At 46.5% G+C, this 14,551-nt stretch carries 13 protein-coding genes; 10 read left to right on the forward strand and 3 right to left on the reverse strand.

Going from position 1 to position 14,551, the window contains the following annotated elements; genetic code table 11:
- Positions 1-7: 7 nt before the first annotated feature.
- Together INR79_RS27030 and INR79_RS27035 are read right to left on the reverse strand one after the other, a co-directional pair.
- Positions 8-1,885: a S8 family serine peptidase gene (locus tag INR79_RS27030; RefSeq protein WP_223097966.1), complete on the reverse strand. Its 1,878-nt coding sequence runs from the start codon at positions 1,883-1,885 to the stop codon at positions 8-10.
- A 348-nt stretch (positions 1,886-2,233) separates the two neighbouring features.
- Complete coding sequence (locus INR79_RS27035; RefSeq protein WP_022597968.1) at positions 2,234-4,129, reverse strand: sigma-54-dependent Fis family transcriptional regulator; 1,896 nt, start codon at positions 4,127-4,129, stop codon at positions 2,234-2,236.
- Between the two features lie 613 nt (positions 4,130-4,742).
- On the opposite strand from INR79_RS27035, the gene INR79_RS27040 reads away from it, so the two are divergent.
- The 9 genes from INR79_RS27040 to INR79_RS27080 all read left to right on the forward strand — a co-directional run bounded on the left by INR79_RS27040 (position 4,743) and on the right by INR79_RS27080 (position 12,096).
- Entirely contained in the window at positions 4,743-5,831 is a 1,089-nt protein-coding gene (locus INR79_RS27040) for an ABC transporter ATP-binding protein (RefSeq protein ID WP_022561865.1), read from the forward strand.
- A gap of 5 nt (positions 5,832-5,836) precedes the next feature.
- Entirely contained in the window at positions 5,837-6,937 is a 1,101-nt protein-coding gene (locus tag INR79_RS27045; protein WP_223097968.1) for an ABC transporter ATP-binding protein, read from the forward strand.
- On the forward strand, positions 6,937-7,800 hold the full coding sequence (locus INR79_RS27050) for a carbohydrate ABC transporter permease (RefSeq protein WP_004408038.1): 864 nt from the start codon (positions 6,937-6,939) through the stop codon (positions 7,798-7,800). The genes INR79_RS27045 and INR79_RS27050 overlap by 1 nt, the downstream gene beginning before the upstream one ends.
- Before the next feature lie 11 nt (positions 7,801-7,811).
- Positions 7,812-8,612, forward strand: a complete 801-nt coding sequence (locus INR79_RS27055) for a carbohydrate ABC transporter permease (protein ID WP_022561867.1) — start codon at positions 7,812-7,814, stop codon at positions 8,610-8,612.
- A gap of 11 nt (positions 8,613-8,623) precedes the next feature.
- A complete protein-coding gene (locus INR79_RS27060) occupies positions 8,624-8,896 on the forward strand; it encodes a DUF2160 domain-containing protein (protein ID WP_004408040.1) in 273 nt (90 codons plus the stop codon).
- Positions 8,897-8,957: 61 nt separating this feature from the next.
- A complete protein-coding gene (locus INR79_RS27065; protein WP_223097970.1) occupies positions 8,958-10,679 on the forward strand; it encodes an extracellular solute-binding protein in 1,722 nt (573 codons plus the stop codon).
- Positions 10,680-10,982: 303 nt separating this feature from the next.
- On the forward strand, positions 10,983-11,312 hold the full coding sequence (locus INR79_RS27070) for a hypothetical protein (protein WP_223097973.1): 330 nt from the start codon (positions 10,983-10,985) through the stop codon (positions 11,310-11,312).
- A 116-nt stretch (positions 11,313-11,428) separates the two neighbouring features.
- Positions 11,429-11,755, forward strand: coding sequence for a hypothetical protein (locus INR79_RS27075; protein ID WP_004408043.1), 327 nt, complete (start codon positions 11,429-11,431; stop codon positions 11,753-11,755).
- A 29-nt stretch (positions 11,756-11,784) separates the two neighbouring features.
- Entirely contained in the window at positions 11,785-12,096 is a 312-nt protein-coding gene (locus INR79_RS27080; RefSeq protein WP_045963569.1) for a hypothetical protein, read from the forward strand.
- A gap of 72 nt (positions 12,097-12,168) precedes the next feature.
- Here the strand turns inward: INR79_RS27080 and INR79_RS27085 are convergent, their stop codons facing one another.
- The gene (locus INR79_RS27085) at positions 12,169-13,311 is read right to left on the reverse strand and encodes an ROK family transcriptional regulator (protein ID WP_022561871.1); all 1,143 of its coding nucleotides are present in this window, start codon (positions 13,309-13,311) and stop codon (positions 12,169-12,171) included.
- A 207-nt stretch (positions 13,312-13,518) separates the two neighbouring features.
- Between INR79_RS27085 and INR79_RS27090 the strand changes: the two genes are divergently transcribed.
- Complete coding sequence (locus tag INR79_RS27090) at positions 13,519-14,511, forward strand: extracellular solute-binding protein (RefSeq protein WP_223097976.1); 993 nt, start codon at positions 13,519-13,521, stop codon at positions 14,509-14,511.
- Positions 14,512-14,551: the final 40 nt, after the last annotated feature.

The following is a 14,551-nucleotide window of genomic DNA, read 5'->3' on the forward strand; positions in this document are numbered from 1 at the left end:
TTAGGTATTACAAATCACATACGTGTGACCAGCTGTTGTCGCTGCCCGGGATAGAACGTGTCCACCAGTTTGCTTGATAAACTGCACCGTTGTGAACCAGTTTGTCACCAGCACCTGCGTGGTTTGGGTTACCTGCCCAGTCAGCCTGAGGCCAGTTAGGGTAAACATTCAGGCCAGTCGCATCACAAACGGCAGGATCAGGAATTGGCTCACCGCCGTTACAGCCAAGATCTAGGTATTCTTTCGCTGCTACTGCATTCACTAAACCATGACCAGTGCGGTTGTCGCGACCTGCTACATCCAGGTCTGTTGCTGTTGCGCTTAGCGCCTTACGAACCTGAGCGGCAGTACATTGAGGGTGGTAGCTCCATACCAGAGCGGCAACGCCCGCAGCGTGTGGAGCTGCCATAGATGTACCGTTGTAGTAGGCATAATCTTCACCTGTTGTCACGCTCACCGTGATTGGCTGGCCAACCGCCGCTGCAAACTCCTGACCCAGTGTACGGTCAACCGTTACAGAAAGCAGTGGTGCTTCATTTTTCGCATCTACAACAAATGGATTTTGCAGACCAGTCAGTTCTGAGTTGCTGTATACGATAGCTGCAGATGCACCCGCATCGTAACATGCTTTTACAGCATCGATTTCTGGACGAAGACCAGGACGCTGATTTTCAATACGCTCAACTACACAGACTTTGTTTTTCATGTCACCACAGACATATTTGCCTGTTGTCGTATCACAGACTGCGGCAGGAGCAGTTTGAGTGCCTGATATTTTAGCTGGCTCGAATTTGTCCAATGCGTTTTTGATGTAACGGTTGTGAGGAACAATACCGCGGTTAAAGTAACTTTGTGCGTTGTACTCGATATCAGCAAGTACACCTTCGCCCATTGTAACGGTTGAAAGTACCGCCACACCCGGTGCTGCAATCTCTACCTGGTTGGTTGCTTGAGAGAAGGCCGCATGATCCAGCGCTGTATCAACAGCTGCAACCGATACCACTGAATCGTAAGATGCAGGGTACTTGTGCTTAGTATTTCCGTCGTTACCAGCAGAAGCTATAAATAAGACACCATTATCACTATGGCGCTTAAACGCGGCTTTTTCCGTTACACTGAGCTTGTTTCCACCCAGACTCATGTTAACAACATTCGCACCATTACTGACACAAGTGTCCACTGCTTTAACCAAACCAGAAGAGTATGTCCAACCACTCTCACTAAACACTTTGATGATATGCAGATTCACGTTTTGGTTAGGCATTACACCTACAACACCTGTATTGTTCGCTACTGCTGCAATTGTGCCTGCTACGTGAGTACCATGAGCGTTTCCTGCTCCCGGAACGCTCCAGTCGCCAGTGCCTATGTCGTTGGTACCTGTTACCTGGTTTGTCGCCAGATCAGTGTGCGCAAGATCGTAGCCTGAGTCGATAATACATACCGTTCGGTTACCCGCGTTAACGTCGGACAATAACGTTGCACCTACAGAGTCTTGACCCCATGGCGTGAGCTCACTAAGCAAGAATCGTGGTTGGTCAATTTCAACATATTCTACGTCCAGATTATGTTGCAGAGCGCTTAGCGCAACCTGGTCAACTTCGACACTGTAAACTGAGCTGTCACCTAATTTTTCTATTTGCTGTGCGTTAATGCGATCCAACACAGACTCTTGTACAATTCTTTCCCCAGAAAACTGGCTAAGACCCATTCTGGCAGGGCTTTCAGACATATTGCTTTTAAATTTCACTAGGTATTTAACAGGCAGCTCAGCTTCTGAAACCTGGGTAAAATTATCGGCTACAGCATAGCCAGACGTGAACATCGCCAAAGCCAATACGGTAGGCTTAAATAGCCCGACGTTCTTTCTGTTTAACTTAATCATTTACTCATTCCTTGTATTACGCATTTATGCAATTTGCTTTTTGGTGACCCGAATAGGTAACCATTCGAAAGCTGCCCTGCTATAAAACAATGCCTATAAATCGAGCAAATAATTTATAAATTAAAATTTATTGCAATGCATTGCACTCTCATTTGCAACACTTTTAGTTAACATTAAAAAATTAAACAGAATACCTTATAAATCAATATGTTAATAAGAAAATAGTGACTATGTATGCATATAATAGTCATAAAATTCGTAATAAGAGGAGAAAATTAAGCCGCAGTAAGAATCAGGATATCAACAAAAAACTCAATAAAAACAATCACAAAGATCACAACATGCTTTTTATTTCAGACCACTTTCTCTAAGCCTTTTGTAAAGTGTATTTCGACTGATATTAAGCTCTTTGGCGGTTTTCGAAATATTGCGGTTCATTCGCTCATACGCCTCCAACCAGTCTTCTTTCTCTTCTACTGTGGTTTGGGATTGAAGACTCGTATTTACTGGCGCGACGAATGGACGAATATTGGAATCATGATTTGTTGAGCTCTGTACATCGGCTAAGAAATCATCCGGCAAGTCATCCACCTGAATCGCTTCCGGCTCTGCCATCGCGAGTGCAATCTGAATCACACTCACCATCTGTCGGATGTTGCCTGGCCAAGGGTGCGACTTGAACAGAGACAAAACCTCCATAGAGATTTGCCCTGGCTGGTCGCCACTGGAAAACTTACTCAATAAGTACTGAACCAAAGCGTCTTTATCAGTACGCTCGCGAAGCGGTGGCAACGTAATGTTCAAGCCCGATACGCGGTAGTACAGATCTTGCCGAAACTTGCCCGCTTCGACATCCTGCTTTAAATGTCGGTTGGTAGCGGACACCAATTTGAAATCCACTGGGTACGAAGTCGTTGAACCAAGCGGGGTGACCTTTCTTTCCTGAAGCACGCGCAATAAACGCGCCTGCACATTCAGTGGCATGTCACCCAATTCATCCAGAAACAACGTTCCTTTGTCGGCTTTGCGAATAAGACCGATATACCCTTTGGTGTGCGCGCCCGTGAACGCGCCTTTTTCGTACCCGAACAATTCCGATTCCACCAGTTCAGAAGGAATTGCTGCACAATTCACCGCAATTAGGGGGGCTTGTGAGCGTTCACTCGACAGGTGAAGCGCGTTTACGAACACTTCTTTCCCGACTCCGGTTTCGCCATTGATCAAAATGGGAATATCCGTGTTCAGTATCTTGCTGGCTTGAGTGATGGCTTTCGACAGCCTTGGATCGCCCATGTTCAGGCGTTCAAGATCCAGTACATCGTCTTTCGAAACCGCTTTGGCCGCAGGTTTTGGGGCATTGCGAAAATCCAGCGAACGTCCTTGCGGGATCTTCGGTGGCATCACAATGCCATGGAAATTGAAGTTATGCTTGGACCTCAGAACCAGAGGGGTATAAGAAGGGTGTGCCAGTAATTGATCCATGCGTACGTCAAACAGCTGATCCAGATTTTGAAGAGCCAAATCGCACCCTAGCACCACTTCTGCCCGACGGTTGGCAGAGACAATGGTACCTTGTTCATTGAACACCAATAGACAGGACCATTGACTATCGATGTTCTCTTCACTGGTATTAAACCAGAACAAGTAGTGATCCGAATTAAAGCGGGAAACAATCAGCTGGTTTTCAATGGCCTGAGACATCAGCTTCACCATGCCAAGCGTATGGGCTGTAGGCATGTAGGTGTCACTCGATATCGCCAACACCCCTGTCATTCGGCGATCAGCGTCAAACAAAGGGGCAGCCGAGCCTGTCATAAATCGGTTGGAAGCGAGAAAGTGTTCATCATGGAAAATCTGAACAATATTGCCTGTTTCTAAAGCCGTGCCAATGGCATTGGTTCCTATCAGTCCTTCCTGCCAATGCACACCGTGGCGAAAAACATGAGGCTGATTTTCCTGAAAAAACCGTTGCTCTCCCCAGCTGTTCAGCACCTGCCCGTTGGTGTCTGCCAGCATCACTAAACAATTACTGTTAGAGAGAAGGTTGTCGTAAAACGGCAGCACTTTTTGCTGCGTCGTTTGCAGCAAACCATGGTGCTGATCGAGTGACGAGGTGAAGTCGGCGTCACTCGCCATTTCTATGACTGGCGTACTGGAATGCGCCAGCCCAGCATCACGGCAGCGTCGCCACGAGCTTTCTATGATCGACTGGTGGGAACGATCATTATTCTTATATTCGTCCATGAAAACCACATATTACAGCTTAGGGTCTGTTGACCTTTCGCGGTTAAATTTTGTTCGAGTTCTATGTGTTTTAATCGCGGCGCAAGGTCTTTAGCTTAGTCATTCTAAGCAAATACCTTGCAACAAAGAGTAAAGCGCATAGAACCGAACCCTTCGGGCAGCATTTGTGGCTCCTTTATACTGTGTTACCGCTTATTGATGTAGAGCGGCTACACCGAATAAGCGCTGCCTTGTATAAAGAACCCACAAATTGCTGCAAAAATCAGCTCGAAAGGTCAACAGACCCTCACAATGCTCGAAAGGATGAGCGAAAAATGTTCGAAAACGAAAATGCTATTCAATCAGTGTTCAGCTCAAATTAGCACAAACTGAACACTTTGAACACATTTTGTTAACAAATGTGATCTCACACTGTTAAGGATAAAAAACTCAATATCTCATAAAGTTAAAGTGACATTTCTATTAATTCATTGTTTATAAAGGCGTTAGATTGTTTAAAACGCCGTTTATTTTCGTTTAACAACAAACTGGCACAGTTCTGGCAATAACGAACATTATCGAAAATTAGCATACCCAAAAATTTAAAGATAATTTCGAAGTTAAGGAGAACTTAGTGTCATTAACACTTGAGCAGGTAAGCAAATTGGTGGACAACGAAGTCCACATCAATGAAGCCAGCCTGACGTTCGAACCGGGCTCGTTTAACGTGCTATTGGGGAGAACGCTGGCGGGGAAGACTTCATTAATGCGGCTCATAGCCGGTTTAGATAAGCCCACTTCAGGACGAATTCTGGTCAATGGCGTAGACGTAACAGGTATGCCTGTGCGTGAGCGCAATATCTCAATGGTGTACCAGCAGTTCATCAACTACCCCAACCTTTCGGTTTTCGAAAACATTGCCTCTCCGTTGCGGCTGGCAGGCATGGCAGACAAAGAGATTCAGGAGAGAGTACACGCCACAGCAGAAATGCTGCGAATTACAGAATACCTGAACCGTTTGCCATTGGAGCTTTCTGGTGGTCAGCAGCAGCGTACTGCAATGGCAAGAGCTTTGGTCAAAGACGCCGAGATCATTCTCTTCGACGAACCGCTGGTTAATCTGGACTACAAATTGCGTGAAGAACTTCGCCAGGAAATGCGCGAACTGTTTCAGACTCGTCACACCATCGCCATTTACGCCACAACTGAGCCTAACGAAGCATTAGCTCTTGGAGGAACCACTACTATTCTGCACGAAGGCAGTGTGATTCAGTCGGGCATCACACCCGAGGTGTACCACAAACCCAATACTGTCACTTCAGCAACCCTGTTTAGCGAGCCCCCAATCAACCTGATGCGCGGAAAGGTAACAGACAGCGAAGTGTGTTTCGATGAAAAGGCTCACTTCCCTTTGAATCAATCTTTGAAGCATTTGGGACAAGGGGAATACATTTTTGGCGTGCGTCCTAGCCATTTGAGTTTGCTGCCTAAAAACGACGACGACATTGAATTGTCGGTTCAGGTTGAAGTGGCTGAAATCAGCGGTTCTGAAACCTTCCTCCACGTGTGCAATAACCACTTTGAAATGGTGCTGCACTTACCGGGGGTTCACAGCTACGACGTTGATGAATCGATCAAGATTTACATCCCTATTCATAAGTTTTACGTGTTCGGCATGGATGAACAGTTGATCCATGCCCCTAGTCATCATCTGTTGGGGTAATTGATATGGTTCAGATAACACTTAATGCCCTGGCGCATACATACGACAAAAAGAAAGGTCCCGATTCCACCTACGCCATCCAGGAAATGACTCACACCTGGCACCAAGGGGGCGCTTTTGCACTGCTTGGTCCTTCTGGGTGTGGGAAATCCACCCTGCTTAACATTATCTCCGGGCTGATGAGCCCATCGGATGGCGAAGTGCTGTTTGACGGGGTGAAGGTGAATGACATTCCTCCACAAGACCGAAATATCGCGCAGGTTTTCCAGTTTCCGGTGATCTACGACACCATGTCGGTGTACGACAATCTGGCATTCCCACTGCGCAATATGAAGGTGAACAGCGCCAAAATTCACTCAAAAGTGACCGAAATTGCCGAAATCTTAGAACTCACGCCCGTTTTAAAGAAACGCGCCGAGCACCTGACGGCAGATGAGAAGCAAAAAGTATCCATGGGACGCGGACTGGTTCGTGATGATGTTTCCGCGATTCTGTTCGACGAACCACTCACGGTGATTGACCCACAGCTGAAATGGAAACTTAGACGTAAGCTCAAGCAGATCCATCAGCAATTCAACATCACCATGGTGTACGTCACGCATGATCAACTCGAAGCCTCTACCTTTGCCGACAAGATTGCGGTGATGTACGACGGTCAAATTGTGCAATTTGGTACGCCACGTGAGTTATTCGAAAAACCGAACCATACCTTTGTAGGGTATTTCATCGGCAGTCCGGGAATGAATCTGATTGAGGTGATTCCTACCGACAATGGCGTGCGTTTCGACGATGTTGACTTGCCACTTTCCAACGCTTTGAAAGAGAAAATTCTGGGTGCCAACACCCACAACATCAAAATTGGCATTCGCCCCGAGTTTGTTCATGTATGGGAGAAAGAAAACGACAGCGCAATCCGCTGCGACGTGTCCCATGTAGAAGACCTCGGCACCTATAAGATTCTGACGCTTAAAGTGGGCAAACAGGAAATCAAAGCCCGCTTGCAAGAAGATCAGCCTGTGCCAGCCAAGGTGGCTTACATCAGCTTCCCAGAGCAATGGACCATGGTGTATCTGGATGAATTTTTGATTGGGGAGAGGGAAGACTAATGGACAAGGTCACCAATAACAAAGCTTGGTTTTTAGTGCTGCCCGTATTTCTTCTGGTGGCATTCAGTGCGGTCGTCCCATTGATGACGGTCGTCAACTACTCATTGCAAGACATCTTCGACGCCAACACCGCCTACTTTGTGGGAACGGAATGGTACAAAGAAATGCTCAACGACGAACGTTTACAAGGGGCGTTATTTCGCCAGTTTGGTTTTTCGTTTGCCATTCTTTTGATCGAAGTGCCTTTAGGCATTCTGGTGGCGCTGGCGATGCCAGCTAAAGGCAAAGGCTCAGTCTTTTGCTTGATCGTTCTGGCGCTGCCACTACTTATTCCACTCAATGTGGTCGGCACCATCTGGCAAATCTTTGGTCGTGCCGACATCGGTCTGTTCGGCTGGGCATTGAACAGCATTGGCATCAACTACAACTACGCAGGCAACCCTGTGGACGCATGGTTCACCGTGTTGCTGATGGACGTTTGGCACTGGACATCATTGATCGCGCTGCTGTGTTACTCCGGTCTGCGTGCGATTCCAGACGCTTACTACCAGGCAGCTCGAATCGACCGCGCTTCAAACTGGGCCATCTTCCGCTTCATCCAACTTCCGAAGCTGAAAAGCGTGTTGCTGATTGGTGTGCTGATCCGCTTTATGGACAGCTTCATGATTTACACCGAACCCTTCGTGCTGACGGGTGGCGGTCCGGGTAACTCAACCACCTTCCTCAGCCAGGCGTTGACCAAAATGGCGATCGGTCAGTTCGACATTGGTCCGGCGGCGGCGTTCTCCATCATCTATTTCCTAATCATCTTGCTGGTTTGTTGGGTGTTCTACACCGCAATGACGCACACAGAGAACAAGTAGAGGATTGAATCATGACTAAATCAAAACTATTCGGCCTCATTGCTTACGTGGTGTTTTTGCTGTTGCCGATTTACTGGCTACTCAACATGTCGTTCAAAGAGAATCAGGAGATTCTGAGTGGCTTGAGCTTCTTCCCAGAGAACTGGACGTTCCGCAACTATCAGGTGATTTTTGAGGATCCCAGCTGGTACATGGGCTATGTGAATTCCATCATTTATGTGGTGATGAACATGATCATCACTCTGATTGTAGCCTTGCCCGCGGCATACGCCTTCTCGCGTTATCGTTTTGTCGGCGACAAACATTTGTTCTTCTGGCTGTTGACCAACCGGATGGCACCACCAGCGGTATTCCTGTTGCCATTCTTCCAGCTTTATTCATCGGTTGGGCTGTTCGATACGCACATTGCGGTCGCCCTCGCCCACTGTTTGTTTAACGTGCCGCTGGCAGTTTGGATTCTGGAGGGCTTTATGTCGGGTGTTCCACGCGAAATTGATGAAACCGCGTACATCGACGGCTACACCTTTCCGAAATTCTTTATGAAGATTTTCCTACCGATGATCCGCTCTGGCATCGGGGTAACCGCCTTCTTCTGCTTCATGTTCAGCTGGGTTGAATTACTGCTGGCAAGAACCCTGACTTCAGTGGATGCCAAGCCCATATCGGCGGTTATGACCCGAACGGTCAGCGCCTCGGGGATTGACTGGGGCGTGCTGGCCGCGGCAGGGGTACTGACAATTCTGCCCGGTATTTTGGTTATCTGGTTTGTGCGCAATCACGTGGCGAAAGGCTTCGCCCTCGGACGAGTTTAAGGAGAAACAACATGAACTGGATGGCTTGGACAACTCCATCAGCACTGTTTTTCACGGGGATCGCCTTGATCCTCGTCACCATGACGATTTTGGAAATCAAATACCCCTGTGTGGAACGCAAAGGTTTTTTGCCAATTTCCACCACCCGTGGGGATCGTCTGTTCATTGGTTTACTCAGCGGAGCCTTCATTCATTTGGGCTTCGTAGGGCTGAGTGAAATCAGTATTTGGGTGCCATTTGCAGTCTCTGTAGTTTGGCTATGTACCGTAATGAAATGGGGATAATGACGCTAAAAGCTACACATAAACATAACGTGAAATATATGAATAACAGGAGTTATTAGTAATGCAAAAGGATATGAAAAAAACATACTTAGGACGTTGTATGTCGCTGGCCATTTTGATGGCAGCGGTGTCACCTTATGCGAATGCCGATATGGCCGCAGCCAATAAATGGCTGGAGTCTGAGTTTACGCCATCTACGCTTTCTGTGAAAAAACAGCAGGAAGAGATGCAATGGTTCATCGATGCTGCAAAACCATTCAAAGGAATGGAAATCAACGTTGCATCAGAAACCATCACAACTCACGAGTACGAAGCGAAAGTATTGGCGAAGGCTTTCTATGAAATCACGGGTATCAAGGTCAACCATGACCTGATTCAGGAAGGTGATGTGGTAGAGAAGCTGCAAACCCAAATGCAGACGGGTCGTAATATTTACGATGCTTACGTCAATGACTCCGACTTGATTGGTACACACTTCCGCTACGGTAAAGTGGTCCCTATCAGTGATTTCATTGCCGGTGAAGGTGCTGTGGTCACCAACCCAATGCTGGATCTGAAAGACTTTATTGGTTTGAGCTTTACAACAGGACCAGACGGTAAAATCTACCAGCTCCCGGACCAGCAGTTTGCCAACCTATACTGGTTCCGTGCCGACTGGTTCGAGCGCGCCGATTTGAAAGCCAAGTTTAAAGACGCTTACGGTTACGAGTTGGGCGTACCACTTAACTGGTCTGCGTATGAAGACATCGCTGAGTTCTTTACCGACAAAGTGAAAACCATTGATGGCGAGCCTGTATACGGTCACATGGATTACGGTAAGAAAGATCCTTCCTTAGGCTGGCGTTTCACCGATTCATGGTTCTCCATGGCCGGTGCTGGTGACAAAGGGATTCCAAACGGTCTGCCTGTCGATGAATGGGGTATTCGTATCGAAGGTTGTCAGCCAGTGGGCTCGGATGTCTCTCGTGGTGGTGCAACCAATGGTCCAGCAGCCGTTTATGCAACCACAAAATACGTGGACTGGCTGAAGAAGTATGCGCCACCAGAAGCACAAGGCATGACCTTTGGTGAAGCAGGTCCTGTTCCTGCGCAGGGTTCTATCGCACAACAAATCTTCTGGTACACCGCCTTTACTGCGGATATGACCAAACCGGGCTTGCCAGTGGTGAACGAAGACGGCACGCCAAAATGGCGCATGGCGCCTTCACCACGCGGTCCATACTGGGAAGACGGCATGAAATTGGGCTACCAGGATGCCGGTTCCTGGACCTTCCTGAACAGTACACCACTTGATCGCCGTAAAGCCGCTTGGTTGTACGCGCAATTCGTCGTGTCTAAATCTGTGAGCTTGAAGAAAACGCTGGTGGGTCTGACGCCGATTCGTGAATCGGATATCAATTCGCAAGCGATGACTGATGCTGCTCCAAAACTGGGTGGTCTGGTTGAGTTCTACCGCAGTGATGCGCGTAAACAGTGGACACCAACTGGGACCAACGTGCCAGACTATCCAAAACTGGCGCAGCTGTGGTGGCAATACGTGTCTGAAGCAGCCAGTGGCGAGAAGACTCCACAAGAAGCACTGGACGGCTTGGCGAAAGCACAAGACAAAGTCCTTCGTCGTTTAGAGCGCAGTAAAGCTCAAGGTGAGTGTGGTCCTAAGCTGAACCCAGAAAAAGGCGCAGAATACTGGTTAGCTCAACCGGGCTCTCCGAAAGCCAAACTGGCGAACGAGAAACCACAAGGCAAAACCATAGCCTATAAAGATCTGATCGCTACCAAGTAATCGAGACAGATCGACCTATTTGCTTCTGGCTTAGGGAATCTGGAAGCAAACCAGCCAGCAATGTGTAGGGCATTGCTGGCTTTTTTAGTTCGAATAAACACGCACGCTTCAACAAAAGCAGCAAAATAGAATGTATAAAACCCGCTTCTCTTTATTTAACTGAGAGTTAGGTTGTAAATGTATGGAAATAAAGTAAAAAAAAGCCTTATCAATGGCATACTTCCGATCGATTTTTCAGGGAAATGAATTCGCCCTAGAATTTCAAAATTGACAAATAAATCAAATAACAACTTCAGGTATAAAATGAAAAGGCTTATTCAACTCACAATGATTTCTTCTATGTTACTGACTTCCAATGTAGCTCTTGCAAAGGGGTCTGGCTGGAGAGACATCAAACAAATCGGTTGCCATTTGAATGATGGAACATGCTACGCAACTCTAGACACCACTGTGGGTCCCACACAATGCCGTTCCAGTTCCATCCGCTGGAACAAAGACAATGCTGTATCAGGAAAAGAAACCTTGAGTTTGTTAATGACCGCTTCTACGGCTGGAAAAAAGGTCAGCTTCAATGTGGTGGATACGTGTTACGGCAATTATCCAACATTCAATTACATTGTGGTCCAAATGTAATAATGGCGGTTTCCTGGAATAAGATTCTTGAATCCAATAAATATTCAACAAGCTAAGTTAGCTCTTGTTTCGATACATTGTTAAAAGCGTTAGTTAATTAGACACATAAAGTTACTATGATTAGAAATATTCTTCTCTTATCTGCATCTCTATCATTTCTTGGTAGTGCATCCGCAGCTTCCTACTCTCAAGACACAAATACAGTAAAGAAAGTGTTCGCGAATCCGAATGGGGCAATTGCACTACAACTTGATGGTGGGTTCCCTAATGCCATCAGAGCAAATCAGTGCAGTAGAAATAACGGTTGGGCAGGGTTATCCAAGTCGGACGATGTTATTAAGTCAACCATTCTGACTGCAAAAGCATCAGGTATGAAACTTACGGTCACTATTGAGGGCTGTGAAGGGTCCTGGTTTAAAATCAAAGATTTGTATCTTCAATAAAAACGTTATTTGGAAAAGGATTATTAATAATGAAAAAGTTGGCTTTGTTATTAAGCTTGGTATTTAGTGTAAGTGCGTATTCAGCTGACACATACCTAGGTGGTAAAGTTTACGACATTACCAGTACTCAGTCGGGTTTGCTGATTCGATTTGAGGGAAATGTTGTTCCCTCAAGCTGCCCAAACCCAAATAATTGGGGATGGATGGTGATCCCAGAAGAAAATAAAACGATGACTTCTGTCGCTCTGGCAATGTTCACGCAAGGGAAAAGAAATGCGACCGTTTATACAAATGGTACAGTTGGATCATTCTGCCGTGTGATTCAATATGACCCACATTAATTAGAGATTCAAAAACGAGAGCCTGGCAGGGAAACTGCTAGGCTCTCTTCATTTGTACACTACTCAAAACATCTAACGGTCTGTTTTATGGATCCGCCCCTGATATCTTGCTGGGTTAATTAACTCATCTATAGGCAGCACCGCAGCACCTAGTTGAGGTTTTATATCAGTCGTCGCTCTTACTATTTTCGGCGGCTGAATGGCAAAGTCTTCACCTAATTCAGTTTCTTCACTAATGGACTCTTGGATCTGATTGATCAGGCTGGAATGTAAGGTTCCACCAATCACAATCGCATCCGGGGCGAACGTTCGGGCTATCACCAAACAAAGCCACTTTATTTGCTCGGTAGAGCGGGCAACCCATTTTTTAACGCAAGGCGTGTTCAGGTGTTCATCCGTCAGTTGATCCAGCCTCTCCAGTTCAATTCCTTCTTTGACTAGAGTATCCAGTAAATCCTGACCTGATGGTCTTTCCTTAGATTTCGGAAACAGCCCTGAGAATTCAGCGGCAACCTGACTGTGACCTAAATAGAGGCTTTGATCGATAATAGCTGCACCACCGATACCATAAGATAACCAGATATAGCAGTAGTGCTGGTGCGATTTGCAGGCACCATAGTAAAGCTCGGCAAGACAGGCGGCTTTCGCATCATTGATGTGATAGACGGGAAATTCAAAATACTGGGCGAGATCGTTTCTAAAATCTATCGACGGCCAGTCGGCAAACTGCTGAGTTTTTAATGTGCGCCCCGGCGTATCGGTATGTTGCCCGGGATAGCTGACGCCGCACCCCACCACTCGGGAAATATCACTGCCTGACTGCTCCAGTTGCTGATGAATACTCTGACTGGCCTTAGTCAAAATGGTATGAAAATCCCTGTTATCAATGGAAAACTGCTCTTCCGTGATGATATTTCCTTCTAGATCTGCCACGCAGGTATACAAGGTATCTGGGTCAAAATACACGCCAGTCGTCAGCAGACTCTCTGATTTGAGCTTTAGCAATTTAGAGGGGAACCCTTTTTGACCCTTTTTAGTCGGATCCGGTATTTCCTCCATCACACCATGCTCAAGCAATTCACTGGTTAATCGGGTAATTGTTGCTGGCGTCACGCCCAGCTCTTTGGTCAGAGTAGCTCGCGTCTGAGGACCATATCGTCGGATGTGTGCCACAATCCGTCGAATATTCAACTTTGCAAAAATATTTACAACCACTCTTTGTTCCATTCACTTCATTTTATTGGTTTTTTAGATCATCACACTGATCCCCCCCATGCGAAAACAAAATTCAGAAAATTTGATCAACTTCAAAACAAATTAAGCTGTTCATTTTTTATCCTCTGGATTAATTTACATTGTGTAAATTAATAACTAATATCAATTCTAACAATAAGGAAATCGACGCAGAGAGGGAGAAACAATATGCGTTTAAGTAAAAAAATAATATCCAGAATACTGGTTGCTGCAATTGTGGGAATTGCTTCATTTGGCTCATATGCTGCTGATGTAATTACGGTTTACACCGCCGCACCTCAGAAATTTGTTGACGCTTTGGTGCCAAAATTTGAGAAACAGACAGGCATTGAAGTGCAGGTCATCAAAGCTGGCTCAGGTGAACTGCTGAATCGTCTGACCGCGGAAAGTGACAAGCCCGTCGCCGATGTTTTGTGGAGTGTTGACGGCACGGTCATCGACTTTAACCCAACCCTATTTAGCCCGTACAAATCAGTTCATGCTGAAAGCCTCATTCCGGGTTTGGTTAAAAGTGATATGTGGTCGCCCTTCACTGCCGTTGTCATGGTGTTCATTGTTAACGAAGCAAAGCTGAAAGGACTGCCCGTACCGGCAAGTTGGGAAGATCTATCCAAACCTATCTATAAAAGCTTAATTTCATCAGCAAGAGCCGACCGCTCTGGCTCCGCATTTATCCAGTATGCGACGGTAATGCAGATCTATTCTGTGGAAGAACAAGCCGCTCTTATCTACAAAGGTGCACTGGAAAATTTCGTCCTCTCCAACAGTTCTGGTGCGGTTCCTCGATTTGTTAATGACGGCGAATCCCCTATTGGCATCACGTTAGAAGATGCGGCACTGCAATACAAAGAAGGGGGTGGTCCGGTAGAAATCGTTTACCCATCTGAAGGCACTGCACTGGCACCCGATGCCATTGCGAAAGTTGCGGGAAGCCCAAATGGCGCAGGTGCTGAAAAATTCATCGACTTCATTCTTTCAGAAGAAGGTCAGAAAGTCGTTGCTTCTCTTGGTCGCCGACCTGTCCGTACCGACGTGGAATCCAACCCACTTCTTATTCCATTAGAAAGAGTTCCTGTCATGGATTACGACTTTAAGTGGGCAGCAGATAACCGCTCACGCCTTGTCGAAAACTGGGCAGATTGGGTTTTAGACGTTCAGTAAAGAATCCAGATTAACCTTTTAGAAAACGACTTATTAAGCA

This window comes from Vibrio sp. SCSIO 43132 (genome assembly GCF_019904195.1).
Taxonomy (GTDB): domain Bacteria; phylum Pseudomonadota; class Gammaproteobacteria; order Enterobacterales; family Vibrionaceae; genus Vibrio; species Vibrio nigripulchritudo.

Bases quoted from the DNA above. Each gene is read 5' to 3' on its own strand.
- INR79_RS27030 (WP_223097966.1), bottom strand. From the start codon at position 1,885: ATGATTAAGTTAAACAGAAAGAACGTCGGGCTATTTAAGCCTACCGTA.
- INR79_RS27035 (WP_022597968.1), bottom strand. From the start codon at position 4,129: ATGGACGAATATAAGAATAATGATCGTTCCCACCAGTCGATCATAGAA.
- INR79_RS27045 (WP_223097968.1), top strand. From the start codon at position 5,837: ATGGTTCAGATAACACTTAATGCCCTGGCGCATACATACGACAAAAAG.
- INR79_RS27050 (WP_004408038.1), top strand. From the start codon at position 6,937: ATGGACAAGGTCACCAATAACAAAGCTTGGTTTTTAGTGCTGCCCGTA.
- INR79_RS27055 (WP_022561867.1), top strand. From the start codon at position 7,812: ATGACTAAATCAAAACTATTCGGCCTCATTGCTTACGTGGTGTTTTTG.
- INR79_RS27060 (WP_004408040.1), top strand. From the start codon at position 8,624: ATGAACTGGATGGCTTGGACAACTCCATCAGCACTGTTTTTCACGGGG.
- INR79_RS27065 (WP_223097970.1), top strand. From the start codon at position 8,958: ATGCAAAAGGATATGAAAAAAACATACTTAGGACGTTGTATGTCGCTG.
- INR79_RS27070 (WP_223097973.1), top strand. From the start codon at position 10,983: ATGAAAAGGCTTATTCAACTCACAATGATTTCTTCTATGTTACTGACT.
- INR79_RS27075 (WP_004408043.1), top strand. From the start codon at position 11,429: ATGATTAGAAATATTCTTCTCTTATCTGCATCTCTATCATTTCTTGGT.
- INR79_RS27080 (WP_045963569.1), top strand. From the start codon at position 11,785: ATGAAAAAGTTGGCTTTGTTATTAAGCTTGGTATTTAGTGTAAGTGCG.
- INR79_RS27090 (WP_223097976.1), top strand. From the start codon at position 13,519: ATGCGTTTAAGTAAAAAAATAATATCCAGAATACTGGTTGCTGCAATT.